This is a genomic window from Pseudomonas sp. TUM22785, from assembly GCF_028198105.1.
Taxonomy (GTDB): Bacteria; Pseudomonadota; Gammaproteobacteria; order Pseudomonadales; family Pseudomonadaceae; genus Metapseudomonas; species Metapseudomonas solani.
The window spans coordinates 5,930,211-5,955,232 of sequence record NZ_CP116239.1 but is presented as its reverse complement, the minus strand read 5'-3'; the positions used below and the strand labels follow the sequence as shown (position 1 = coordinate 5,955,232).

Below are 25,022 nucleotides of genomic sequence, written 5' to 3'. Positions count from 1 at the left end.
AGGTGCGCATGAGGTGGACTCATGCGCACTTGTGAGGGAGGAGCCTTGACCGCTTAGGGGATTAAGGTCACTGCCACGTTGGAACCATTGGAATAGGTGTTGTTGAAGGATTCGAAGGTGGTGCAGAAAGCGTGCTCATCGACAAAGTACTGGGGGTAATTGGGTGCATTGCTATTCAAAGCAACTGCTTGGTAGTTGTAATGGGTTGTACCGTTTTTCACTGATGAGCCGACTTTGGTAAGAGGAAGGTAAGTGCCAGCGATGTTCACGCCTTGAACGTCCTCGCTGGATGTCATGAATAAATTACAAATCAGGTCTGCTTCGGGCACCGGAGGCGTGTTGAACAGCTTGACCACGCGTGCAAAGGCCAGCGTACTGACTCCGCTCAGATTTGAGCTAACTGAGCCTATCGCGGGGTCTGGCATGTAGCCTGCCACCACCATGTTGAAGGTGGTGGTATCTGTAGGCTCTTCGTTGTAGGGCGTGTGATTGTGGGTGTCATAGGTGATGGCTTTCCCGACCAGCAGCGTGCCGCTAAGCGATGTCGTAAGGGTATTTTCCCGATGGCCAAATAGCCTGGCCTTGGCTTTCGTGTGGAGGGTTGGAGTCAATTCGCCTTTCATGTAGCTGAGCTGCTGCTCAAGCGCAGTCTGGCTATCGGCAGCAGCCATGAAGGGTAGGCCGAAAGCAACCAGGGCCATGGGGAGAATCCGGAATTTCAACATTGCAACGACTCCTTGTTTTATGGAGCCGGCAGTGGACCAGTTGCCCCGCTTCACGCCCAGCTATCCAAAGGCTGGCGGGCAGGAGGCCGCGCCTGCTCGGCGTGTCGACCATCCTGAAGCTAGGGGTGGTGCGCGGGGGTGTGGATTTGGGTAACAACCGCAGCGGCGAGCCGGGGGCGAACTTCAAAAATCCCACCTTTTTCCCGCCTATGGGTCGGGCCCTTATGGCGAACGCTTCCCTATAGTGGCATCACGTAATCGAGCCGCCAGTGCTCGGCCATAACTATAAGAAGTAGAGGGAACTCGCCATGCGCCTGACCCGCAGTCCCGCCAAACGCCTTTTCCTCGTGCTTGCTGCCAGCCTGCTGGCCACTTCGGCCCAGGCCCGCATGGAGCCTCTTGATGACGCAGAGCTTTCCAACGTCACTGGGCAAGCGTTCATCAACCTGACAACCGATGCTGCAGGGGCGGTGAACTACACCCGTGTCAATTTCGGAGTGAAGGTCGATACCCAGCTCAATATCAAGAAGCTCGAATTGGGCGGTTACAGTCGCCCTGGGGAGTCCAAGAGCTCGGATATCCTGATCAACAATTTCGCGTTGGGAACCGTAGGACCCAACGACACCATCAATCCTTTTCAGATCGTCGATCCGTATTTCGAGTTGGCATACGAGGGGAACAAGGTCGTCGGTGTACGTATCGGCTTCGCCGAGGCGAAAGGTGTACTTTCCGGTGATATTTCCCATCTGACCGGAAAGGTGGCTGTTGACCTTGAAGGCAAGGCAAAGCCGCTATTGGACAGCGCCAATTTTTTCCAGAAGTTGCTGCTTGGCGCCACGGTCAATGACAACTCGATCATCAAGTCCGAAGCGGAATTGGTCAGCAATGGCACGCCTGATTCGGTCCGTGCTGCACAGGCAGGACTGAAGGATGGGGCGGTTGTGCAGTGCATTTCCAATTGCAATTTGCTCGGAGGGTTACTGACGGCTTTCCCTTCAAGCGGCTGCCAGATCATTGGGATTACCACGTGTTTCAACCTCAGCCAGTTCAAGTCCTTGGATATTGGAAACACGGCGGCAGCTGGAATGGATCAAGCAGCGCGAGGAGTCTTCATATCCGTACAACTCAAGGACACCCAATGGCGTGACCTTGATACCAACGCACTGGTCACCGCCGTAGCGGGTGCGTTTCTCAACATCCCCAAATACAAGAACGCCAACGGTGACATGGTTGCGGGTATCAAGTTCGACTTCGAGCAGGCCCTGAACGGTATTCCACGTAAGGACACCTGCTTGGGATCCGCTACTTCGGGGTGCTGATCATGCTCAAATCCTCGATTGCCGCATTTTTCTTGGTAGTGGCTTCGGTCGCTCAAGCTGAACTCAAGGCTCTGGATGATGCCGAGTTGTCCCGCGTCGACGGCGCCGGTATCGGTTTCGTGCTGGATAAGGTGCTGCTGGATGCGAATAACGCCACCATCACCATTAACGACATCAACAATGGCAGCGGGCAGAACGTACCCATTGCGGTGAAAGAGTTCTATCTAGGTGCCATCGGAAGCAACAAGGGCGCCAATCTCAATCCTGTAACCATTGGCCGGCTGGACCACCCCTTCGCCCTAAACCTGGCCCGTGGCGAGACCCTGCGCACCCTCAACGATGCCGGCCAGTGGGTGCAAACCACCCCCAACGGCGTCTCGGTGCTGGAGTTCATGTTCCCCGAGCGCCTCACCACGGGGGGCTCGGCCTGCATCAGCGGTTACTCCACCGGCGGCAACACCTGCTCCAGCCGCGCCACGGAGAAGGTCGACCTGGGCATCCGCTTCGACTTCCAGGTCGCCGCCGGGCGCACCGACGTACTCAACCTGGATATCTCCGAACTGGCCATGGACGGGTCCTACCTGCGTCTCTGGGGCGACAAGGCCAAGAGCCAGATGGTCGGCGAGATGCGCATCAACCTGTTCGCCAAGGGCATCCAGCTGATGTCCTGCGCGGCCGGTAGTGCCAACTGCACCACTGCCGAGCAGCAACGTGATCGCACTATTTTCATGAGTGGCGCCTACGCCACGGTCGCTCTGGGTTACGGCAAGAGCCAGCCTCTGTTGTTCGACGCGACCAGTAATGGTCAGTTCGTGTTGGAGCTGCAGAGTCCGACGGCATCCGGTACTACGGCTGCTCAGAGGCAAGCTCTGGCAGATGATTTCTATGCCAATGCACCGCGTACCAACATCGTCATCAACAACCTAACGGTCGGTAGCGGCAACGCTAGCACCGGCGGCTACAACTTCGGCTACAACGAGATCGGCGGCCTCAGCATCAACTACCTGAAGGTGACCAGCCATGACCTCTAGACTCCTCCCACTGGTCCTGCTGCTTGCCGCCGGTTGCGCGCAGGCCGAGCTCAAGCCCATGGCGGATGCCGACCTCAGCGCCACGAGCGGGCAGGGTGGGGTCTACCTTTCCGGCGAGTTCAGTATCAACAAGGGCGGCGGCGTGCTCTGGAGCACCCCGGCCACCAACAACGCCGCGCAATGGACCATCGGCGAGCGCAGCTGCGCCACGGCGGGCTCCAGCACCCCGGAAAGCTGCGGCATGCGTATCGCCATCCGCACCGAGGCTGCGGGCGGCTGGTACGTGCTCGACAACCTCAAGGGCGTGTTCAGCTTCGAAGGCCTGACCCTGCGCACCCGCCTGATCAACGACAGCGCCGCCGGCTTCAACCAGGACGTGATCGAGCTGGGCCTGCCCAACAACGTGCGCTTCAAGGACGGCAGCTTCGCCTTCGCCGTCGCCAACCAGGGCGGCTGGCGCAACAAGGTGGGCACCACCGCCAATGGCGGCGACTCCACCTTCCAGCAGACCAACATCTTCTCGGCGAAGATCGACGGCGACATCCGCATGCAGGGCAGCGTGCTGGTCTTCCCCAAATAACAAGGAGCAGGGCGATGCGTGCAGTTGCGTTGTTCGCGGTACTCCTCAGCCCCCTGGCCCAGGCCATGCAGGCGCTGGATGACACGGCGCTGTCCGACGTCACCGGGCAGGACGGCATCAGCCTGGAAACCACCAGCGCCGGCTGGTCGGCCAGCAACATCAGCTACAGCGAGGACGGCCAGAGCCTCAACCTGCGTGGCGTCAGCAACCAGCCGCGCAGTGGCTCCAGCATCACTTCCACTACCAAGGTGGATGTGGTCAACCAGCGCCTGCAGATCGAGCACGCCAGCAGCGCCCAGGCGCTCAGCGTCACCAATATCGAAATGGGCGGCAGCACCAAGAGCTTCGGTTCCCTACGCGCCTTCTACACCCTGGGTGCGACGCTGAAGATCAAGGGCGGCGGCGCCAGCGGCGTCACCGGCATCTCGGTGGACGACAGCCGCCTCTCGCTCTCCGATGTCACCTTCTATTACCGCGACAACGGCTTCGACCTGATCGTCAAAGGCATGAGCCTCGACGCCTACCTGAACAACGCCTACATCGACATCGTCAGCGGTGGGGATGGCCAGGCGGTGCGGCTCGACCTGGGCAGCTCGCGCTTCGTCGCCGCCATCAATGGCATCGGCCTGGACCTGGCTCATGGCGACCCCACTGCATTGCCGGTGACACCCGATGCACCGGACCTGCGCGACCCCAATGCCAGCAAGAGCTTCGGCAAGCTCAACATGGACCTGCGCCTGGGCGGCAGCGTCAGCATCTCCAGTGGCGGCGCCAGCGGCTCGGGCCTGCGCATCCGGCCCGACGTGAACATCGTCAACAGCCTGTTCCAGTACCAGGACGAAGGCATCCTGCGTGCCGAGAACTTCTCCGGCACCCTGCGCAGCCTCGCCGGCCTGACCCTCGACCTGGTGCAGGATGGCAATGGCAGCTTCGTCCAGGTCGCCTTCGCCGACCTCAAGCTCAACGCCACCCTGGGCGGGCTGATCATCGGCAACCCCACCAACCAGAAGCTCGGCAGCCTGGGCATCGACCTCAACTTCGTCGACGACGGCGCGAAGAAGAACATCTTCAAGCTGCGCCCTGGCGGCGATCCCAACTCGGGCCTCAAGGGCATCACCGCCGACGTCAGCTGGAACATGGCCAACAGCTCGGTCTCGCTCACCGATAACGGCAACAGCATGTGGTTCAGCGGGCTGCGCACCAACGGCACCGGGCAGGTCACCCTGGACATCACCAAGAGCTGCGCGGCTGGCGCCTCCACCTCGTGCTACGCCGGCACCCAGAGCGACATGAGCAAGGGCAGCTACAACGGCCACTTCGACGGCCTGCGCCTGGGCCTGAACAACGTCAAGGGCAGCTACAGCTTCGATGGCTTGCGTGTGGGCAGCGCCACCGCGCCGCTGCAGGGCGGCACCGAGTTGCTGGTGCTGATGGAAATCTTCCCCGCCTACGACTTCACCCTCAATGGCCAGCTCACCCTGCAACCGGGTGGCAGCAGCGGCTCGGGCATCAGCTACAACGCCGATTTCTTCATCACCGACGCCCGCGCCGCCATCACCGTGGACGAGACCGGCAAGGGCCTGTGGCTCTCCGGCACCCGCTACGACATGCACTTCCGCGACGGCTCGGTGGACGTCAGCAACAACGGCGTCGAGCTGCGCAAGGGCACCTACTGGTCCAACCTCGATGTCGCCGACCTGCGCTGGGGTGATCGCGCCACCGGCACCAGCCTCGGTCGCCTGGTGCTCAAGCGCTACGAACAGGGCTCCACCCTGGCGCTCAGCTCCGGCGGTGCCGGCGCTCTTTGCGTGGGCGGCAGCGGCTCCACTGCCAGTGCCTGTTCCGCCAGCGGCGGCCGCTGGGAGGACCGCGGCAACGAAGGCGTCTCGGTCAAGCTGAAGAACGTATTCGTGCGCGACACCACCATCGACAGCACGGTCAACGGCGTGGCCACCGACGAGAAGCGCAACCAGGTGATCATCGAGACCGACCGCGTCAATGGCGTGAACGGCAGCGGCAGCCAGCTGGTTGTGGATAACTTCTACACCTCCGACGGTAACCCCAAGGACCCCAACGCCAATACCTACGGCTTCAACGCCGACCTCAACCTCGACGTCGCGCCGACCAAGGTCTGCACCAAGAACGGCAGCACCTGCACCGCCGTCACCCCCGACCCGCTGGGCTTCGCGGTCAACGGCCGCATCCACTTCAAGGAAGTGAACATCGACCGCATCCAGCACGTGCACCCCACCGGCGGCGCCGTCACCTCCATGTACGGGGTGAAGCTGCAGAACGCCGATATCCGCGCCAACCTCACCGCCACGCCGATCAACTGAGCCGCCCGCCCGGCGGCGCCTTCCGTGCGCCGCCCGTGCCTTCCCGCCTCGCGCGTTTCGCGCCACAATTCGTCATCCGTCGTCGCGGCCACAAGCCGCGGCGTCTTTAGCCAGCGCCCCGGCCGCATCCCCGGTGGGGACATGAGGAGTGACCACAATGAACAATAACGATCGCGTCATCATTTTCGACACCACCCTGCGCGACGGCGAGCAGAGCCCCGGCGCCTCAATGACCCGGGAAGAGAAACTGCGCATCGCCAAGGCCCTGGAGCGGCTGCGCGTCGACGTGATCGAGGCGGGCTTCGCCATCGCCAGCCCGGGGGACTTCGAAGCGGTCAAGGCCATCGCCGACAGCATCAAGGACAGCACCGTGTGCAGCCTGGCCCGTGCGGTCGAGGCCGATATCGAGCGCGCCGCCGAAGCCCTCAAGGGCGCCAACTCCGGGCGCATCCACACCTTCATCGCCACCAGCCCCATCCACATGCAGTACAAGCTGCGCATGCAGCCGGACCAGGTGGTGGAGCAGGCCGTGCGCGCCGTGCGCCACGCGCGCAACCTGTGCGCGGACGTCGAGTTCTCCTGCGAGGACGCCGGGCGCTCCGAGATCGATTTCCTCTGCCGCATCATCGAGGCCGCCATCGACGCCGGCGCCCGCACCATCAACATCCCCGACACCGTCGGCTACGCCATCCCGCACCAGTACGCCGAGACCATCCGCCAGCTGCTGCAGCGCATCCCCAATGCCGACAAGGCGGTGTTCTCCGTGCATTGCCACAACGACCTGGGCCTGGCCGTGGCCAACTCCCTGGCGGCGGTGGCGGTGGGCGCACGCCAGGTGGAGTGCACCATCAACGGCCTGGGCGAGCGCGCCGGCAACGCCGCGCTGGAAGAGATCGTCATGGCGATCAAGACCCGCGCCGACATCCTCGGCGTGCACACCCGCATCGACACGCCGCACATCCTCGCCACCTCGCGCATGGTCTCCGGCATCACTGGCTTCCCGGTGCAGCCGAACAAGGCCATCGTCGGCGCCAACGCCTTCGCCCACGAGTCGGGCATCCACCAGGATGGGGTGCTCAAGCACCGCGAAACCTACGAGATCATGTCCGCGCAGTCCGTGGGCTGGCACACCAACAAGCTGTCCCTTGGCAAGCTCTCCGGGCGCAACGCGTTCCGTACCCGCCTGGAGGAACTGGGCATCCAGCTGCCCGGCGAGGCCGAACTCAACGCTGCCTTCGCCCGCTTCAAGGTGCTGGCCGACAAGAAGCACGAAATCTTCGACGAAGACCTCCAGGCCATCGTCTCCGACAGCCTCGGCGAGGAAGCGCCGGAGCACTTCCGCCTGGCCCACCTGGAAGTCGTCTCGCGCACCGGCGAGGTGCCCCACGCGCGGCTGGTACTGAGCATCGGCGGTGTCGAGCGTGAGGCCAGTGCCGAAGGCTCCGGCCCGGTGGACGCCACCTTCAAGGCCATCGAAAGCCTCGCTGCTTCGGCCGCCAACCTGCAGCTCTATTCGGTCAACGCCATCACCCAGGGCACCGACTCCCAGGGCGAGGTGACGGTGCGCCTGGAAAAAGCCGGACGAATCGTCAACGGCAACGGTGCGGATACCGATATAGTTGTCGCTTCCGCCAAGGCCTATCTCAACGCGCTGAACCTCATGCAGGCCGGCGTACGTAAAGCCCATCCACAGGTAGCTGACGTTTGATCCAAGAGCTCCGTCGCCGCGCTTATCTCGATGCCATGCAGGTCGCCACCTGGCTGCCGCGCACGGTATTGCCCTTCGCTGCGCCCTCGCGCCCCGAGCTGCTGGTGCAGCCCGAGGCCGCGCCGAAACCCGAACCGACGCGGGTGCCCACTCCCGCCGCTGCCGCGACCCAGGCCACCCCGGCCGGAGCCGAGGCACCGGTGCAGGCCCCCACGCGGCCGAAGATCGAGGTACCGCGCCCCGGCACCACGCCGCGCGTAGCGGTGAACCCCGAGCCGACGGCGGAGCCCGCCAATGAAGCGACCCCGGAGCCGGTGAAAACCGCTCCGGTGGCGCCACCGCGTTTCTCCCTGCAATTGCTGCGTGCCGGCAGTTGCCTGTTGTTGGTCGAACTGCCCACCGGCGAAGGCTTCCAGAGCCGCGACCCGGCCTACCTGCTGCTCAAGGACCTGCTGCGCGCCGCCGGCCTGCCGGATGCGCCACAGATGATCGGTGAGCCGGTGCGCTGGCCGCTGCTGGTGCGCGGCAACATGGACCAGGGGCCAGACGCTGCCCGTGATTTCCTCCAGGGCTTCGTCGCTGCACGCATGGAAGAGGGCGCCGGCTGCAGTTGCCTGTGGCTGGTGGGGTTGCCGGCGATCCGCTTTGCCGGGGAAGCCGACGCCGATGCCTACTGCCGCGAACTCCAGGTCGAAGGCCTGGGCGCCGCCTGGGCCGTGCCCGGGCTGGAGCTGCTGATGGACGAACCCCAACGCAAGGCCGAGCTGTGGCAAGCCATGCGCCGGGTGACGCGACGCTGGAAGTCCGCTGAATGACCGATGCAGTTTCCTTCCGCCGGATGACCGAGGCGGATCTCGATGCCGTGCTCAAGATCGAATACGCCGCCTTCAGCCATCCCTGGACGCGCGGCATCTTTGCCGACGGCCTGAAGTCCTACGACTGCTGGATCATGTTCGAAGGCACCCAGCAGGTCGGCCACGGGGTGATCAACGTGATCATCGATGAGGCGCACCTGCTCAACATCACCGTAAAGCCGGAAAGCCAGGGGCGCGGGCTGGGCTTGCGCCTGCTGGAGCACCTGATGCAGCGCGCGCTGGAACTCAAGGCCGGCGAATGCTTCCTCGAAGTGCGTGCCAGCAACGAGTCTGCCTACCGGCTCTACGAGCGCTATGGCTTCAACGAGATCGGCCGGCGCCGGGGCTACTACCCGGCGGTGGGTGGCCGCGAGGATGCCCTGGTGATGGCCTGCACCCTGCTGGACTGAAAAGTGCCTGCGCTCGACGACGTCCCTAGAAGCTAGCGGGCACGCCGGGCGTAGCGGGGCTGCTCTTCCTCGTGCAGCTCCTCTTCCTCGTCACCGGTAACGCTGAGGTCGAAATCCCGAGACAGCGTGCCGCTGGGGTTGCTGAGCGGCGTGTCGGTTTCATCCTCCAGCAGCTCTTCCGGCGACAGGTCGAAATCCTTCGGCGGGTGCGGTGTGCCGCCCCGGGTCAGGCCGGCCTCACGCAACTGACGCGGCGGGAACTCCTCCACCGGGCGGCTGCCGGCAGGCGCTTCGGTCAGCGACTTCTCCGGGGCCTTGGGATCGTGCTCCTCGTCCGTCGCGGGGTTGTTGCGGGTCGGGTCTGGCTGGCTCATGGCGTGGCCTCCACGCTGTGGCTATGGAGGGTGGACGGCCGCCACGCGGAAAGATTCCCCCCATTTGCCCCGATCCGTCGGCCAGTCTGGCATTTACGGCCATTTTCCGGCTTCTGGTACCGGCGTACCCTTTTGCCACCATCAGGCGAGGAGGGCGCCATGCAGCAAACGGACGTGATCGTGGTCGGGGCGGGTATCTCGGGGCTGACCGCCGCCTGGCGCCTCGCCTGTGCCGGCAAGCGCGTGCAGGTGCTGGAGGCCAACGAGCGGGTGGGGGGGCGCACCCTCAACCATGGGTTATCCACAGGCGATGTGGTGGAGCTGGGTGGCCAGTGGGTGGGCCCGACCCAGGACCGCATCCTCGGGCTGCTGGGCGAGCTGAATCTCTCCACCTTCCCGCTATGGAACCAGGGCGACAACCTGACCTTCTTCGGCGGCCGGCTGAAGCCCTATCGCGGCACCATTCCGCGCTTCTCGCCGCTGGTGCTGCTGGATGTACTGCAGGCGCAGATGCGTTTCGAGCGCCTGTCACGGCAGATCCCCCTGGATGACCCGGCCCGCCACCCGCGTGCGGAAGAATGGGACTCGATGACCTTCGCCGAGTGGATCCGCCGCACCCTGAAGACTGCCCAGGGGCGCAAGGTGTTCGAGCTGATGAGCGGCGCCGTGTTCGCCGCCAGCCCCCACGACCTGTCCTTCCTTCATGTGCTGTTCTACGTGCAGGCCGGCAGTGGTTTCGACTGCATCCTTGGCGTCGAGAACGGCGCCCAGCAGGACCGTATCCAGGGCGGCTCGCAACGCATCTGCCTGGAGCTGGCGGCGCGCCTGGGCGATGCGGTGCGCCTCGGCCAGCCGGTGCGGGCGCTGTGCCAGGATGGGGAGGGCGTCGAGCTGCTCACCGACAGCGGGCGCTACCAGGCTGGGCGGGTGATCCTCGCCGTGCCGCCGACCCAGCTGCTGAGAATCACCCAGGCGCCGTTGCTGCCCGGCTGGCGAGACCAGATGCTGCAACGCCAGCCCCAGGGCGCCTCGATCAAATGCATGGCGCATTACCAGCGCCCCTTTTGGCGCGAGCGTGGGCTCTCCGGCCAGGCCACAAGCGAGGTCGGGCCGGTACGGCTGACCTTCGATAACAGCCTGCCCGGCTCAGCAGGTGGTGTGTTGTTGGGCTTCATCGAGGGCGACGAGGCGCGGCACTGGTCCATGCGCAGCGAGGACGAGCGTCGCGCCGTGGTGCTCGAGTGCTTCGCTCGCTACTTCGGCCAGGAGGCATTGGCGCCCCTGGAGTATGTGGACAAGTGCTGGGCCGATGAGCCTTTTGCCCGGGGCTGCTACGCCGCCTGTTTCCCGCCGGGGCTATGGACCACGGGTGCGGCACGCCTGCGTGAGCCCCATGGGCGCTTGCACTTCGCCGGTACCGAAACCGCCACGCGCTGGATGGGCTATTTCGACGGCGCCGTGGAGGCGGCCGAGCGTGCGGTAGCGGAAGTGCTGGCGGCGGGCTGAGCCGCTGTGACGGCGCGCGGCGGGCGCTTGTCAAAGCCTGGCACCCTCCGTAAGGTGCGCCGGCCATAAGAATGAGGAGAAGACCGATGAGCGACCTGCAGCAGCTGTTCGACAACAACGCCCGCTGGGCCGAGAACATCAAGGAACGTGACCCTCAGTTCTTCGAGAAGCTGGCCAAGCAGCAGGTGCCCGAATACCTGTGGATCGGCTGCTCCGATGCCCGCGTGCCGGCCAACGAGATCGTCGGCATGCTGCCGGGCGACCTCTTCGTCCACCGCAATGTCGCCAACGTGGTGCTGCACACCGACCTCAACTGCCTGTCGGTGGTCCAGTACGCAGTGGACGTGCTCAAGGTGAAGCACATCCTGGTCACCGGCCACTACGGCTGCGGTGGCGTGCGCGCGGCCATGCAGGACGTGCAGTTCGGCCTGATCGACGGCTGGCTGCGCACCATCCGTGACCTCTACTACGACCAGCGCGAGCACCTGGCGCAGTTCACCAGCGAGGAAGAGCGCGTCGACCGCATGTGCGAGCTCAATGTCATGCAGCAGGTAGCCAACGTCAGCCACACCACCATCGTCCAGAACGCCTGGCACCGTGGGCAGGAGCTGTCCGTGCACGGCTGCATCTACGGCATCAAGGACGGCCGCTGGAAGAACCTCAACGTCACCGTCAGCGGCATCGAGCAACTGCCGCCGCAATACCGCCTGCGCCCCCTGGGCCAGAGCTGAGCGATGACTGAAACACGCGCCCCGGCCCTGGCCTGGGCCGGTCTGTTGCTGGCCAGCGCCTGCTGGGCCGGCAACGCCCTGGTGGCGCGGGCCTTCCATGGCGACATCCCGCCCATCGCCCTGACCTTCTGGCGCTGGAGCCTGGCCCTGGCCATTCTCCTGCCCTTCGTCGCCCGCCCCCTCTGGCAGCACCGCGCCGCCGTGCGTCGCGCCGGCTGGCGCCTGGTAATGGTGGCGGCGATGGGCATCAGCACCTACAGCGTGCTGCTGTACTGCGCCGCGCGCACCACGGTGGCGATCAACCTCACCCTGCTCAACACCTGCCTGCCGCTGGTCACCTTCATCGGTGCCGGCCTGTTGCTGGGTGAATGGCCGACGCGGCGTGCCTGGCTGGGCATGGCGGTGGCCATCCTCGGGCTGCTGGTGCTGATCGGCCGCGGCAGCCTGGCCTCGCTGGCCAGCCTCAGCTTCAACCCGGGTGACCTGATCATGCTGCTGGCGGTGCTCGACTGGGCGCTCTACACCCTGCTGCAACGGCGCTGGGCGGCCTGGTTCCAGGGCATCCCGCCGCTGGCCTTCCTCGGTGCGCTGGCGCTCTGCGGCGTGCCGCTGCTGCTGCCGTTCTACCTTCTGGAGCTGGCCAGTGGCGCCCACTTCGAGCCCAGCCTGCGCAACCTCGCCGCCATCGGCTACACCGGCACCTTCGCCTCGCTGATCGCCTACCTGCTGTGGAACCACGGCATCGCCGTGCTCGGCGTGGCCAAGGCTTCGCTGACCAACTACCTGATGCCGGTGTTCACCGCGATCCTCGGCTTCCTCATCCTCGGCGAAGCGCTGCAGGGCTACCACTGGGTGGGCGGCGGCATGATCTTCGCCGGCCTGCTGCTCGGTACCCGCCAGCGGGCGAAGTAGGTTCGCTGACGCTGCGGGGAGAACGCATTCGCCAAGCAGCGCACAGCGTTGCCCTGGCGCCTTCGGCCTCGCCCGTAAAAAGCGCAAAATCTGCAAAACCGCCGTCGCTACAGTGCGTTCCAAGGAGACCGCATGAAGCCCGAGACCCTGAACCACTACGGCCAGCGCCTGGAACCCGTCCTGCACTGGCTGGCTCGCCACCCCGACGCCGACCCGGACCTGTACCGGCTGGCGGACCTGGCCTGCCTCTCGCCGTACCACTTCCATCGCGTCTACCGCGCCTTGATGGGGGAAACGGTGAACGCCACGGTGCAACGCATCCGCATGCACCGCGCGGCGGTGGCACTGGGCAACCCCGAGGCTTCCTTGCGTGATGTGGCGCAGCGCGCCGGCTATGAGTCGGACGCGGCGTTCAACCGGGCATTCGGCACCGCCTTCGGCATCCCGCCGGGGCGCTATCGCGCAGCCCGCTCCCGACCCTTCGACCCCAAGGAGCTCGGCATGTACCCCATCAAGATCGAAACCCTACCCGGCGTCACCCTGGCAGCCCTGGCCCATCGCGGCAGCTACCAGGAAATCGGCCCGCAGTTCGCCCGCGTCTTCATGCTCGCCGCCACCCGCGGCATCGCCCAGCCCGAGTCGGTCGGCTACGGCATCTACTTCGACGACCCCGCCCAGGTGCCCGAGCATGAGTTGCGCTCGATGGCTTGCGTCCCGGTGGCGCCCGATGCCGTGCTGGGCGACGAGCTGCTGCGCTTCGAAATCCCCGCTGGCCGCTGCGCCGTACTGACCTACACCGGCCCGTACAACGAGATGGAAAAGCCCTACAACTGGATGTTCTCGCAATGGCTGCCCGCCAGTGGCCACGAGCCGGCGAACTTCCCCATGTTCGAGATGTACATGAACGACCCCCGCACCACCCCGCCCGCGCAGCTGCAAACCTGCATCTGCATGCCGCTGAAGTAGGGCAACGGGATCCGGCGGGGCAGGGCAGCGCCTTCGCCGGCCCCTGTGTCACGGACCCGTAGGATGGGTAGAGCTCCGCGAAACCCATCGAGCCCAGCGCCAAACAGCCGTGGGCTTATGTTTCCTGGCGAAACGGCCAGGAACCTGTAGCGTCGACTTCTTTCGCTCCAAGAACCGCCGTACCAGAACGACTCCGCCTGTCAGAAGGTCGCATCGAAGTTATTTCTCTCGCCCTGTATAGTCCGCGCGGCAGATTCAGCTGTTTTAATCGGGAAGCCGATTGTCGCATTGCCCCCTCGGTGCCCCCTCTATACAACAGCCAACCGTCCGTATCCGGCCGACAAAGCCTGCCTTGTCTTTGCTGCCGAACGGGCGACTTCTGCTTTCCGCTCCCGCGACCCGGGTAGCGGAAACAACAGTCAGCCCTGCCGGGTTACCCCTCGGCGGGTGCCAGCCCTTTTACAAAAATAAGAGGTTCACATGTCCAGCAGCGAACATGAACTGCAACGCGGCCTGGGTGAGCGGCACATCCGCCTCATGGCCCTCGGCGCCTGCATCGGCGTCGGCCTGTTCCTTGGCTCCGCCAAGGCCATCCAGATGGCCGGCCCCGCCATCATGCTCTCCTACATCATCGGTGGCATCGCCATCCTCGTGATCATGCGCGCCCTCGGCGAGATGGCCGTGCACAACCCCGTGGCCGGCTCCTTCAGCCGTTACGCCCAGGATTACCTCGGCCCGCTGGCCGGCTTCCTCACCGGCTGGAACTACTGGTTCCTCTGGCTGGTGACCTGCGTCGCCGAGATCACCGCCGTCGCCATCTACATGCAGATCTGGTTCCCCGACGTGGACCGCTGGATCTGGGCCCTGCTGGCCCTGGCGAGCATGGGCACCATCAACCTGATCACCGTGCGCGCCTTCGGCGAGTTCGAGTTCTGGTTCGCCCTGATCAAGATCGTCACCATCATCGCCATGGTCGTGGCCGGCGCCGGGATGATCGTCTTCGGCATCGGCAATGGCGGCATCGCCACCGGCATCAGCAACCTGTGGAACCATGGCGGCTTCATGCCCAACGGCATCCAGGGCGTGCTCATGTCGCTGCAGATGGTCATGTTCGCCTACCTGGGCGTGGAGATGATCGGCCTCACCGCCGGCGAAGCGCGCAACCCGCAGAAGACCATCCCCAACGCGATCAACTCGGTGTTCTGGCGCATCCTGCTGTTCTACGTCGGCGCGCTGTTCGTGATCATGTCCATCTACCCCTGGAACGAGATCGGCACCCAGGGTAGCCCCTTCGTCATGACCTTCGAACGCCTCGGCATCAAGACCGCCGCCGGCATCATCAACTTCGTGGTCATCACTGCGGCGCTGAGCTCCTGCAACGGCGGCATCTTCAGCACCGGGCGCATGCTCTATAGCCTCGCCCAGCACGGCCAGGCGCCTAAGCCCTTCGCCCGCACCTCGCGTAACGGCGTACCGCGCAACGCGCTGCTGCTGTCCATCGGCGCCCTGCTCCTCGGCGTGCTGCTGAACTACCTGGTGCCGGAGAAGGTGTTCGTCTGGGTGACTTCCATCGCCACCTTCGGCGCCATCTGGACCTGGGCCATGATCCTGCTCGCGCAGATGAAGTTCCGCCGCAGCCTGAGCCCGGCCGAACAGGGCAAGCTGCAGTTCAAGATGTGGCTGTTCCCCCTCAGCTCCTACCTCGCCCTGGCCTTCCTGGTGCTGGTGGTGGTGCTGATGGCCTTCTTCGAGGAAACCCGCATCGCCCTGTACATCGGCCCGGCATTCCTCGTGCTGCTGACCGTGCTGTACAAGGTGCTCAACCTCAAGGCCAAGGTCGAAGCGGACAGTGCGGTAGGCAATCTGGCTTCCTGACCGCCGCGCTGATGCACCCAAACACCCCGACTGGTTCGGGGTGTTTTCATTTGGGCAGGCGCGAACGCTTTAGCGGTTCGCCTCCCGCTCACGGCATACAATGCGCATCTTATCCACAGGACGGATCACTTCGTGGGCAATGGATTCCGCACCGCCAGCCGCGCACTGGCGGCCAGCCTGCTCTTCATCATCGGCACCCTGCTCCAGGGCCTCTGGGCGCTCGCGCCCTTCGCCAGCAACCCACCCTCGGACATGGGGCGCTACTCGCTGGCCGAGGAGCTGCTGGTGCATGCGCTGGTGCTTATCCCGTTTCTGCTGCTCGCCCGCTGGCTCGGCAAGCGCATTACTTACCGCCTGCTCAGGGTGGCCTTGGCCACCTTGCTGGCGATGCTTGCGTGGTACCTGGTGGACATCAGCATCTTCGACAACCGGGTGGCGAGCTGGAGCACCTACACGAGCCTGGAGATGGCGATCGAGGTGCTGGGGTATGCGGCGTTGCCGGTGATGGTGGTGGGGGCGGGGTTTGGGACGGCTCTAGCGCTATCGAGACTGGGAAAGTGAGTTGCTAAGGGTTCCCGGAGGGCTCGCTTCAGCCTTCCGGGAACATGAGGCCACTAGAGTTCAGTGGTGCATGACTTCCCGTAGTTCCAGGTCACCTTGTTTCCTTCCTTGGCCACTGGGCGTTACCTGGCTGGGATGGCAATGGGGCATCTGGGCGTTCGAGCACTTCGGCTGCCAGGGCAACACCAAGGGGCTGCACGACTGCCTGTCGAGCGGGCAGGACATGACTGCCTGGGTTGGGCGAGCGCTGTTCCTGAGCGTACCAATGATGTTCATCGGCCTGCCGCTCTCGGGCTGGTTCCTGATCGACACGCTGATTCGCCACCTGGGCCACCTCAGCAATCGCGAATGAGTTCGCCCCTATGCCCCGGCACATCACCGCCCGGGGCGTAGGGTGGATGGCGCTCTTCCCATCCACCAGAGGTGTTCGGCACGGCCTTGTAGGGTGGCGCCACCCCGTGTGCGAATTCATTCGCGATGCTTTTCCTGTCCACCATGGGCATCTGGCATGGCTCAGACGGTGGATCGATGAAGCGCGATCCACCCTACGACGGCCCCAACCCGCGTAGCGCTACCCTGCGGGCCGACCCAATTCCGGGCAAAAAAAACCGGCAATCAAAAAAGGGAGGGATTGCCGGCGTGCGCATACGGAGGAGAGGGTTGGCTATGCCGCGAACTCGTCCTCGTTGAACGCCATCAGGGATGCTTTGCCTGCCATCACCTCGGCCAGCAGGCCGTCGGTCTCGGTCAGGGTTCGGGTCATGTAGAAGTCGGCGGACTTCAGCTTGGCGCCGTAGAAGGTCTTCTCCTCGCTGCCCGCGTCCAGCTTGGCCTGGGCCACCTGAGCCATGCGGGCCCACAGCCAGGCCAGCGTGGTCAGCGCGAACAGCCGCAGGTATGGCGTGGCCGCCGCGCCGGCCTGTTCCGGGTCCTTCATGCCTTCGGTGGCCAGCCACATGGTCGCCTGCTGCAACTGGCGCAGCGCCTTGTCCACCTTGGCCACGTGGGCTGCCTCGGGATTGGCCTTGAGCCACTCACCCACCAACTGGAAGAAGCCACGCACCGCACGGCCGCCGCCCAGGGCCAGCTTGCGGCCCACCAGGTCCAGCGCCTGGATGCCGTTGGTGCCTTCGTAGATACGGGTGATGCGGCAATCCCGCACCAGTTGCTCGATGCCCCAGTCCTCGGTGAAGCCCGAGCCGCCCATCACCTGCAGGCCCTCGTTGGCGCAGGCGAAGCCCTCGTCGGTGAGGAAGGCCTTCACCACCGGCGTCAGCAGCTGCACCAGGTCGTCCGCCTGCTGGCGCACCTCGGCGTCCGGGTGGTCGTGGGCGATGTCCTGATGCAGGCCGGTGAAGTAGGCCAGCGCGCGGCTGCCCTCGATCATCACCTTCTGGCGCAGCAGCATGCGCCGCACGTCCGGGTGCACCAGGATCGGGTCCGCCGGCTTGTCCTGCGCCTTCGGCCCGCTCAGCGAGCGGCTCTGCAGGCGCTCGCGGGCGAAGCCCAGGCTGATCTGGTAAGCGTTCTCGGCAATGCCCAGGCCCTGCATGCCGACCATCAGGCGTGCCGAGTTCATCATCGTGAACATGCAGCGCAGGCCCTTGTGGGGCTCGCCGATCAGCCAGCCCTTGGCACCCTCGAAATTCATCACGCAGGTGGCCGAGCCCTTGATGCCCATCTTGTGCTCCAGCCCGCCGCAGAAGGCCGGGTTGCGGCTGCCATCGGCGAGGAACTTGGGCACCAGGAACAGCGAAATCCCCTTCACCCCGGCCGGCGCATCAGGCAGGCGGGCCAGCACCAGGTGGACGATGTTCTCCACCAGATCGTGCTCGCCGCCAGTGATCCAGATCTTCGTGCCGCTCAGCGTGTAGCTGCCATCCGCCTGGGGTTCGGCGCGGGTGCGGATCAGCCCCAGGTCCGTGCCGCACTGCGGCTCGGTCAGGCACATGGTGCCGGTCCACTCACCGCTGATCAGCTTCGGCAGGTAGGCCTCCTGCTGCTCGCGGGTGCCGTGGGCGGTGAGGGCATTGATGGCGCCGTGGGTCAGGCCCGGGTACATGCCCAGCGACAGGTTCGCCGAGCACACCATCTCCTCCACCATCATGTTCAGCACATGGGGCAGGCCCTGGCCGCCGAACTCGGTGGGGCAGGCCAGCGCCGTCCAGCCGCCTTCGGCGAACTGGCGGTAGCCCTCGCGGAACCCCTCGGGCGTCTTCACCGCGCGGGTCGCCGGGTCGTAATGACAGCCTTCCTTGTCGCCCGAGCTGTTCAGCGGGGCCAGCACCCCCTCAGCCAGGCGCGCCGCCTCTTCGAGGATCGCGCTGCCCAGGTCCGTGCCGAATTCCCCTTGGGACGGCAAAGCCTGCAGGTGCGTATAGGCATCGAGTACTTCATCGAACACAAAACGCATGTCGCGGAGCGGCGCGCGGTAGGCCGGCATGGTGGAGTCCTCTAAAGCTGTACATTGAGTGAATTTGTATAGATTTTCTACTGCTGCGTATAAGTTTGTACAAGGGGTTTGTACAACTTTTTCCCGCCGGGGGGATGACCGGCCAGTTCCGCTTTCAGCGCCCCGGCAAGCCGCCATGGCCCGCCAGGCCCCGCGCCCTGTAGGCTTCGCCCACCCGCAAGGAGGCCTCGATGAAACGCGCGTTATGGATCACCTCACTCACCCTGGCCCTCGCCGCCAGTGCCGCAGGCGCCGGCTACCTCTACCTCACCCAGGTGCCCCGCCTGGCCTACCCCCTCCAGCGCATCGACGGCTGGGCCCTGAGCGATGGCGGCTCGTACGCTCTGGAGGTGGTGGATGCCGAGGGCCGTGTCGTCCTGCTGGGCCTCCAGGCCACCGGCCTCGACGTACCGACGGAGCGCTACCCCGCCTTCATCGGGCGGCCGCTGTTCGGCCTGCCCCTGTCCGTCACCGCCGGCCTGGGCAGCACCCTCGAACGGCAGATCGATGCACTCGCCCACGAAATCGCCCGCAGCGGGCTGGATGAAGCGCGGTGGCGACAGGCAGGGGACGCCCTCAACTGGCGCGAGCAGCCCTACGCCGTCGCGTGGTCACTGCATGAGCAGTTGGCAGCGCGCAGTGGGGGAGAGTGGAAGTAAGGCCGGGCGGCGGAGGGGGAACGGCTCGGTGCCGCATGAGCTGTGCACCGAGTTGGGAAAGGTGAGCTAGTCCAGAGAGAGCGGGGCGATCAGGCCGTCGTGTTCGGGGCTGGTTTGTCCATCTTGGAGACGCAACTCTCCGCTGATCAACCACCACTGATACTGCGGAAAAACTCTGCTTAGTATTCCTATCTCATCAGCACCAAGGCGAGCACGTCCACGCTTTATGTTCTGCCAGCGAACATATCCCGTACTACCTGCTTCTGATAATTCGGTGATGCTGGCCATTTCCAAGAGTTGCATGGCGCGCTGCGTAATTCCTTCGCTCATACACTATTCCCAGACTTTTCCTACATTTGTGCTTTTTCGGTTTAATGTATTGTTTGCGTGTATTTGAGACGTGTATTAGATACACGGGTTGTCCAAATATAGAGCCGATTATAGGAGCTTTATATGGAACAGTCTGGCGTAGTGGGGCTCAGCGCTGATGGAAAGCCTGAACGAATAAACGACGCACGTTGTGCGCCGTTCTGCACTCAACTCGTCCTGGCGGAGATGTGCGGCATCGAGGAGATCACCGAGGACGTGGTGCGCGGCTGGGTCGAGACCCGAACGATCCCCACCGTGAAGATCGGGCGTCGTCGGGTGATCAATCTCCACCGCATTCGCAGCGACCTGGAACAGGGCAAGACGGTCTTCAGCGCAGGGGACTACGCGAATGAATAAGACCACCATCCACCAGTTGCTGATTCTGCTGCGGATCATCCGCTACGCGGACCCGGATCGTGCGTTCGCACAGTTCATGCGCTTCACCGGTTACGTGGATGCGCTGCATGACACGGGTGCCTATGAAGCCGCGGCGCTGCGACGAATCGACCAATTGGGGCTGAATGCATTTGCGCAGCGACAGGGCCGGGGGTGATGGAGGACTCATGAAAGGCAATGTCCGGAAGCTTCGCGGGCGCAGGGAGTTGCGCCTGCTTTGCCTGCTTGTGCCGTCGTCCACGGGAGCACTGCATGCAGTGCCTGTCGTGACGCTGAGGGCGCGCGCACCCTGGGTCGATGTTCAAGGGCGCTGGGGCTTGGCGCTACCTGCCGGCCTCTACCTGCGCGAAACCTTCGCCCGGAAGCCGGTCGGGTGGTGGGGCAGGGAAGGGGGCCAGCAGTTGGGGTGTGAGATGAACCGACGCTTCTCCTCATGCGGCGCGGATCTGGAGTTACCGACTCGTCACTACAGGACGTGCGCTACCAAGTCAGAAAACTAATCCGGCCCTCTGGCTCCCAGTCGAATCCGCCAGCGCTGGGGTATACCTGATGCGCCTGCATTCAGACCGCCCACTCACGCGCCACATCCACGTTCTCGAGGCAAACAAAAAAGGGCTTACCTTTCGCTAAAACCTTGCTTTGTATGGAGGCTACGCAGGGACTTGAACCCTGGGCCTGTAGCCCCGGCGCGACCCAATGGCCCGTGGGTTTGGGGGTAATCGGGCCACTACAACCTCAACGTCACAGATTTACTCAGAGAAAAAGGGTGATGTAGGGATCTTTACGTTGGCGGTACTGGCCAATTAGCATCGAAAGACCATACGGCATACAGGGATGTGTGATGACGGTTTTCGTAGCGGGTGTTCATGGGGTTGGAAAAACCTACCTTTGCCAGCAGTACGCAGGTGCCTTTCCCGTCCTTCATGAGAGTGCCAGTGGCTTGATTCGACGGGAGCGCGCTCAGGCGGACTGGAGCGTCGATAAACGAGTCGCTAATGTCGACGATAACCAGGTTGCACTGGGTCGAGCTGTTCGTCGTATTACCTCGAAGGGTGGTTTACTTCTTTTGGACGGACATTTCGTTCTAATCAACGAAAGAGCAGAGTTCGTCAATCTTGAAATTCCGGTATTTGAGAGCTTAGGGATTCGTGGTGTTGTGCTCGTAGAGGCGAGTCCGGAGACGATTGCTAGCCGACTTGCGGGGCGAGACTCCTCAAGAAGTGCAGTAGATATAGAATCTTTTATAGAAGAAGAACGAAACAGTGCAAAGGCCATATGCGGTAGCCTTGGCGTTGCTCTTGAGATTTTATTTGAGCCTGACTATTTGATTTTTTCTCGGGCTGTACTTGCTATGTTTGATTCTGCCAAAAGGGAGTGGTAATTCATGGAGCTGGAGCTGAAGAAATTTCAAGATATAAAATTGGATGATCCATTTTTTGATTCGCTTAAATCCTCATATGAAGAATTTGTGGATTGGTTTAGGCGTAAGGCTAATGAAAGAGCTTACGTTTTTTTAAGAAATAATGGAGCCCTAGATGGGTTCCTATATTTAAAAGTTGAAGACGGTGTTGTGGATGACGTTTCTCCTCCACTTCCGGCAGCGAAACGTCTCAAAGTGGGGACGATGAAAATAAACGCTCATGGTACGAAAATGGGTGAGAGATTCATTAAAAAAATAATAGATCATGCAATCTCGTCCGATGTTGATGAAATTTATGTGACGGTTTTCAGGGAGCATGAAGGGCTAATTCAGCTTCTTAAGAAATATGGTTTTATGCAGCAGGGTACTAAGACGACTCACAATGGAACAGAGTTGGTTTTAGTGAAAAATATTAATTCGAATTATATTTCTCAATATCAGAGTTATCCCTTGGTCAATTTAAGAGGTGTGAGGTGTTATGTTGTTGCCATCGATCCCAAGTGGCATACTCGACTTCTGCCAGATTCGATGTTGAGTAATGAAAGCTCGGATATTGTTGAGGATATATCTTCGGCCAATAGTATCCATAAAATTTACATGGCAGGTATGCGTGGTATGGAGAGTCTGCGCGCCGGAGATGTTATTGTTATATATCGTACGGGTGACGGCCAAGGTCCGGCTTATTATAGGTCTGTGGCCACATCTATCGGCGTGGTAGAAGAATATCGTCATATATCTACTTTCTCTTGCAAAGAAGAATTTTTCCGATATTGTGGTCCGCATAGCGTTTTCAAAGCTTCAGAGTTAGAGCAGCTGTGGATAAGAGGAAATTATCCTCACGTTTTTAAATTTTCCTACAATTTGGCTTTCAAGAAAAAAGTAACACGGCAGGTCCTTATCGAAGATCTTGGATTTCCTGACGGATCGCAGTATTGGGGGTTTTTTGAGATTCCCTCATCTCATGTCAAGGCTGTAGCAAAAAGGGGGATGGTTCATGAAGGTCTTATTGTCGATTAAGCCTGAATATGCTGAGAAGATACTGCAGGGTGTTAAACGATATGAATTTCGGAAAAATATATTCAAGAACAGGGATGTAAGAACTGTAGTTATATATGCCACGATGCCAGTGGGGAAAGTTGTAGGCGAGTTTGACTTTGATGAAGTGCTTTCTGGTTCCCCGAGTGTTATATGGTCTGAAACACGCGAATTTTCCGGGATCTCTAAGAGTTACTTTAATTCGTATTTCAAGGGTCGAGAAACTGCTCATGCAATAAAGGTTAGCGTTGTTCGCCGATATGGCACTCCCTTGGCCTTGAATAAATTCGTCCCGAGTGGAAGCGCGCCACAATCCTATCGCTATCTTAGCGAGGAACAATGTAAATTGACTTTAGAGTAATTTGATTCTTGCGGAGCATGAATGAATATTAACTTCTATAAGCATTCGGGTGGGGGTTCTGGTCCCAAAATAATGGCTGCTTGCTTAAGAGTTAATAATTGGGATGATTATAGTTTTAAAACATTATTCTACCTGACCGTCTATGACGAACAAGGTATAGAGCATGATATTGGAAGCGTAAAGATAGGGTATGTAAATCAGCAGCACGGTTGGACCGAGGAGTCTTTACCTCCGTTTTTTGATTTTCTGCCTGAGAAGTATTTTTCTCTAGGTCAAGATGTTAGCTACTATGAGAGCTTACAGAAAAATCTAACAGCAGAACTATTTGAGCAGGTTCTTATCGGTCTGCGTGATATTGCCTATGACACAAATATATTCTCTATAGCTAAAGAAGAAAGAGTATTCAAAGATTCTTTGACGCGTGGCGTTAGTGTGTCTGCCATTAATAATCAGTATCGCAGGGTTATTGCTGGTGGAGCTGTGCTAACTCCATTTGATTTTAGTTATATGCGAGCGGCTACAGATTTAATAGGCGGCGCAGATTTGAGCTTCAAGGTTATTCCTGGATCGAAGCCTCCTACAAATATGCACGTTTTAATTGGCCGTAATGGTGTCGGAAAAACGACCCTGCTAAATGGAATGATTCGGTCGATAGTTCAAGGGGCTGATGCTCAAAGTGGGGGAGGCGTATTTACTGACAATGAGCCATGGAGTGGTGGTGGACCTATCGGTTCGGACTACTTTAGTAGTGTTGCTTCGGTTTCATTCAGCGCTTTTGACCCGTTTATCCCTCCCCCGGATCGTATAAATAAGGCTGAAGGTACTTGTTATTACTATATAGGTCTTAAAGACTCTGCTTCTATAAAGCCAGACGGCTCATACAGCCTCAAAACAATGGTGGAGCTTTCTCGGGAGTTCGTAAAGAGCTTAAGTGTTTGTTTTAGTCTAGAGAAAAAAAGATCTCAGTGGGTGGCGGCCATTAAGAGGCTAGAGTCAGATTCGAATTTTAAGAGCATGGATCTGCCCGCTTTGGCTAGAGAGCCAGCTTTTTCGGCTTTCAATCGAGCGGAATACTTGTTTAACAAAATGAGTTCTGGGCACGCTATAGTTTTGCTCACGATTACACGCTTAGTGGAGACTGTCGAAGAGAAAACTTTGGTTTTACTGGACGAGCCTGAAAGCCACCTTCATCCTCCTTTATTGTCTGCATTTACTCGAGCGATGTCCGATTTGCTCACTGATAGAAATGGTGTGGCAATCATTGCTACTCATTCTCCGGTTGTTTTACAAGAAGTTCCTAGTTCTTGTGTCTGGAAAGTTAGACGTTCAAATTTAATGACGTATGCTGAAAGGCCTGAATCAGAGACTTTTGCGGAAAATGTTGGTGTCTTAACGCGGGAGGTTTTTGGTTTGGAGGTTGCTAAGTCGGGCTTCTATGACCTTCTTGCGCAATCTATTGCTGAAGGCAAGGGGTATCAAGAAGTGTTTTCAGAGTACGGGGGGCAGCTCGGTTTTGAGGGGCAAGCGTTGCTTAGAGCTCTGATTAAAGCGCAAGAGGATGATGTTCTGTGAGGGCGCTTCCCAGACCATTGGATCTCTTTCAGGACGTTCTTAACTTGTGTATTGCAGGTGTCGGAGATGTGGAGCTCCAAAATCGGTACAACGAAATTCTTGCTGAACTGACTCAAGATGCTGGAGCCTATGATGTGCATGGGACGAGCGCCAGTTGGTGGACCATTCCTCCAAATAATCAGCGAAAAGATGAAATTGTAGTCGGTAGGGTTTCCAAGTCTGAGCTCAAGGCGCTTTATTCAAATTACTTGGCGGGACAAGGTAAGCCAGGTCGTAGTATATACGACAAGTTGCTAGGTGCCGCTCCAGGAGAAAGGTGCCCATACTGTGGTATTGGCCGTGTTACAACGCTGGATCATTATCTTCCCAAAGCTAAGTTTCCGCGGCTATCAATTCTAGTTACAAATTTGGTGCCCGCTTGCAGGGATTGTAATATGGGGGGGAAGGGGGTTGCTGTTGCTACGACTGAAGGCAGTCAGCCTATCCATCCATACTATGACGCTAATAGATTTAACTCGGCTCAGTGGTTGTTTTGCGCGGTTCAAGCTACAAAGCCGGCAACTGTTTCATTCTATGCGGAACCTCCCGCTGTATGGCCCGGACCAGTTAAAGAAAGGGCGCGTTCTCACTTGAAAGCATTTGATTTAAATGCCAGATTTTCGGTTGAGGCGGCGGAAGAGTTATCTAATATACGTCAAATATTCATTGATTATTTTTCAGGCGCTTCTCCTGCCGAGCGAAGCCAGCATTTATTGAATATGGAAGGTTCAGAAAGTCGACTACACACCAATTCATGGAAGAGAGCTTTATATCAGGCGCTGGGGAGAAGTCAGTGGTTCTGTGATGTTGGGTACTTATAATATATTTTTG

Annotated in this window: 26 protein-coding genes; 22 read left to right on the top strand and 4 right to left on the bottom strand. The window is 60.7% G+C overall.

Annotation, left to right across the window (positions count from 1 at the left end; genetic code table 11):
- Positions 1-53: 53 nt before the first annotated feature.
- The gene (locus PI990_RS27165) at positions 54-725 is read right to left on the bottom strand and encodes a hypothetical protein (RefSeq protein WP_271659038.1); all 672 of its coding nucleotides are present in this window, start codon (positions 723-725) and stop codon (positions 54-56) included.
- 308 nt (positions 726-1,033) lie between these two features.
- On the opposite strand from PI990_RS27165, the gene PI990_RS27160 reads away from it, so the two are divergent.
- The 7 genes from PI990_RS27160 to rimI all read left to right on the top strand — a co-directional run bounded on the left by PI990_RS27160 (position 1,034) and on the right by rimI (position 8,963).
- Positions 1,034-2,044 (top strand): DUF6160 family protein, encoded by a 1,011-nt coding sequence (locus PI990_RS27160; RefSeq protein ID WP_271659037.1) that lies wholly within the window; start codon positions 1,034-1,036, stop codon positions 2,042-2,044.
- 2 nt (positions 2,045-2,046) lie between these two features.
- On the top strand, positions 2,047-3,075 hold the full coding sequence (locus PI990_RS27155) for a hypothetical protein (RefSeq protein ID WP_271659036.1): 1,029 nt from the start codon (positions 2,047-2,049) through the stop codon (positions 3,073-3,075).
- Positions 3,065-3,655 carry a DUF6160 family protein gene (locus PI990_RS27150; RefSeq protein ID WP_271659035.1) on the top strand — a complete coding sequence of 197 codons (591 nt, stop codon included), beginning with the start codon at positions 3,065-3,067 and terminating at the stop codon, positions 3,653-3,655. The genes PI990_RS27155 and PI990_RS27150 overlap by 11 nt, the downstream gene beginning before the upstream one ends.
- A gap of 14 nt (positions 3,656-3,669) precedes the next feature.
- A complete protein-coding gene (locus tag PI990_RS27145) occupies positions 3,670-5,991 on the top strand; it encodes a DUF6160 family protein (protein WP_271659034.1) in 2,322 nt (773 codons plus the stop codon).
- A gap of 157 nt (positions 5,992-6,148) precedes the next feature.
- Positions 6,149-7,699 (top strand): 2-isopropylmalate synthase, encoded by a 1,551-nt coding sequence (locus tag PI990_RS27140; protein WP_271659033.1) that lies wholly within the window; start codon positions 6,149-6,151, stop codon positions 7,697-7,699.
- On the top strand, positions 7,696-8,514 hold the full coding sequence (locus PI990_RS27135; protein WP_271659032.1) for an energy transducer TonB: 819 nt from the start codon (positions 7,696-7,698) through the stop codon (positions 8,512-8,514). Before PI990_RS27140 ends, PI990_RS27135 begins: the two co-directional genes overlap by 4 nt.
- Entirely contained in the window at positions 8,511-8,963 is a 453-nt protein-coding gene (gene rimI, locus PI990_RS27130; protein ID WP_021220402.1) for a ribosomal protein S18-alanine N-acetyltransferase, read from the top strand. The genes PI990_RS27135 and rimI overlap by 4 nt, the downstream gene beginning before the upstream one ends.
- Positions 8,964-8,995: 32 nt before the next feature.
- Here rimI and PI990_RS27125 read toward each other — a convergent pair whose 3' ends face one another.
- Entirely contained in the window at positions 8,996-9,337 is a 342-nt protein-coding gene (locus tag PI990_RS27125) for a hypothetical protein (RefSeq protein ID WP_271659031.1), read from the bottom strand.
- Positions 9,338-9,496: 159 nt separating this feature from the next.
- Between PI990_RS27125 and PI990_RS27120 the strand changes: the two genes are divergently transcribed.
- The 7 genes from PI990_RS27120 (at position 9,497) to PI990_RS27090 (ending at position 16,240) form a co-directional block, all read left to right on the top strand.
- Positions 9,497-10,843 (top strand): flavin monoamine oxidase family protein, encoded by a 1,347-nt coding sequence (locus PI990_RS27120; protein WP_271659030.1) that lies wholly within the window; start codon positions 9,497-9,499, stop codon positions 10,841-10,843.
- Between the two features lie 86 nt (positions 10,844-10,929).
- Entirely contained in the window at positions 10,930-11,574 is a 645-nt protein-coding gene (can, locus tag PI990_RS27115) for a carbonate dehydratase (RefSeq protein ID WP_021220405.1), read from the top strand.
- Between the two features lie 3 nt (positions 11,575-11,577).
- Positions 11,578-12,486 carry a DMT family transporter gene (locus PI990_RS27110; protein ID WP_271659029.1) on the top strand — a complete coding sequence of 303 codons (909 nt, stop codon included), beginning with the start codon at positions 11,578-11,580 and terminating at the stop codon, positions 12,484-12,486.
- Between the two features lie 132 nt (positions 12,487-12,618).
- Entirely contained in the window at positions 12,619-13,452 is an 834-nt protein-coding gene (locus PI990_RS27105) for an AraC family transcriptional regulator (RefSeq protein ID WP_263404487.1), read from the top strand.
- A 480-nt stretch (positions 13,453-13,932) separates the two neighbouring features.
- A complete protein-coding gene (locus PI990_RS27100) occupies positions 13,933-15,327 on the top strand; it encodes an amino acid permease (protein ID WP_271659028.1) in 1,395 nt (464 codons plus the stop codon).
- Positions 15,328-15,459: 132 nt separating this feature from the next.
- Positions 15,460-15,888, top strand: a complete 429-nt coding sequence (locus PI990_RS27095; RefSeq protein WP_271659027.1) for a hypothetical protein — start codon at positions 15,460-15,462, stop codon at positions 15,886-15,888.
- Positions 15,889-15,958: 70 nt separating this feature from the next.
- The gene (locus PI990_RS27090) at positions 15,959-16,240 is read left to right on the top strand and encodes a hypothetical protein (protein WP_271659026.1); all 282 of its coding nucleotides are present in this window, start codon (positions 15,959-15,961) and stop codon (positions 16,238-16,240) included.
- A 312-nt stretch (positions 16,241-16,552) separates the two neighbouring features.
- Here the strand turns inward: PI990_RS27090 and PI990_RS27085 are convergent, their stop codons facing one another.
- Positions 16,553-18,331 carry an acyl-CoA dehydrogenase C-terminal domain-containing protein gene (locus tag PI990_RS27085; protein ID WP_271659025.1) on the bottom strand — a complete coding sequence of 593 codons (1,779 nt, stop codon included), beginning with the start codon at positions 18,329-18,331 and terminating at the stop codon, positions 16,553-16,555.
- 200 nt (positions 18,332-18,531) lie between these two features.
- Between PI990_RS27085 and PI990_RS27080 the strand changes: the two genes are divergently transcribed.
- A complete protein-coding gene (locus PI990_RS27080) occupies positions 18,532-18,999 on the top strand; it encodes a hypothetical protein (protein WP_271659024.1) in 468 nt (155 codons plus the stop codon).
- Positions 19,000-19,065: 66 nt separating this feature from the next.
- On the opposite strand, the gene PI990_RS27075 is transcribed toward PI990_RS27080, so the two are convergent.
- Entirely contained in the window at positions 19,066-19,329 is a 264-nt protein-coding gene (locus PI990_RS27075) for a DNA-binding protein (RefSeq protein WP_271659023.1), read from the bottom strand.
- 123 nt (positions 19,330-19,452) lie between these two features.
- Between PI990_RS27075 and PI990_RS27070 the strand changes: the two genes are divergently transcribed.
- The 7 genes from PI990_RS27070 (at position 19,453) to PI990_RS27040 (ending at position 25,012) form a co-directional block, all read left to right on the top strand.
- Positions 19,453-19,725 (top strand): DNA-binding protein, encoded by a 273-nt coding sequence (locus PI990_RS27070; RefSeq protein WP_263151205.1) that lies wholly within the window; start codon positions 19,453-19,455, stop codon positions 19,723-19,725.
- Positions 19,718-19,921 (top strand): hypothetical protein, encoded by a 204-nt coding sequence (locus tag PI990_RS27065; protein WP_263151204.1) that lies wholly within the window; start codon positions 19,718-19,720, stop codon positions 19,919-19,921. The genes PI990_RS27070 and PI990_RS27065 overlap by 8 nt, the downstream gene beginning before the upstream one ends.
- Before the next feature lie 684 nt (positions 19,922-20,605).
- Complete coding sequence (locus PI990_RS27060; RefSeq protein WP_271659022.1) at positions 20,606-21,145, top strand: ATP-binding protein; 540 nt, start codon at positions 20,606-20,608, stop codon at positions 21,143-21,145.
- Positions 21,146-21,148: 3 nt separating this feature from the next.
- Positions 21,149-22,201, top strand: coding sequence for an N-acetyltransferase (locus PI990_RS27055; protein WP_271659021.1), 1,053 nt, complete (start codon positions 21,149-21,151; stop codon positions 22,199-22,201).
- Positions 22,179-22,580, top strand: a complete 402-nt coding sequence (locus tag PI990_RS27050) for an ASCH domain-containing protein (RefSeq protein WP_271659020.1) — start codon at positions 22,179-22,181, stop codon at positions 22,578-22,580. Before PI990_RS27055 ends, PI990_RS27050 begins: the two co-directional genes overlap by 23 nt.
- A gap of 21 nt (positions 22,581-22,601) precedes the next feature.
- On the top strand, positions 22,602-24,152 hold the full coding sequence (locus PI990_RS27045) for an AAA family ATPase (protein WP_271659019.1): 1,551 nt from the start codon (positions 22,602-22,604) through the stop codon (positions 24,150-24,152).
- Positions 24,153-24,196: 44 nt separating this feature from the next.
- Positions 24,197-25,012, top strand: coding sequence for an HNH endonuclease (locus PI990_RS27040; protein ID WP_271659018.1), 816 nt, complete (start codon positions 24,197-24,199; stop codon positions 25,010-25,012).
- Positions 25,013-25,022 lie beyond the last annotated feature (10 nt).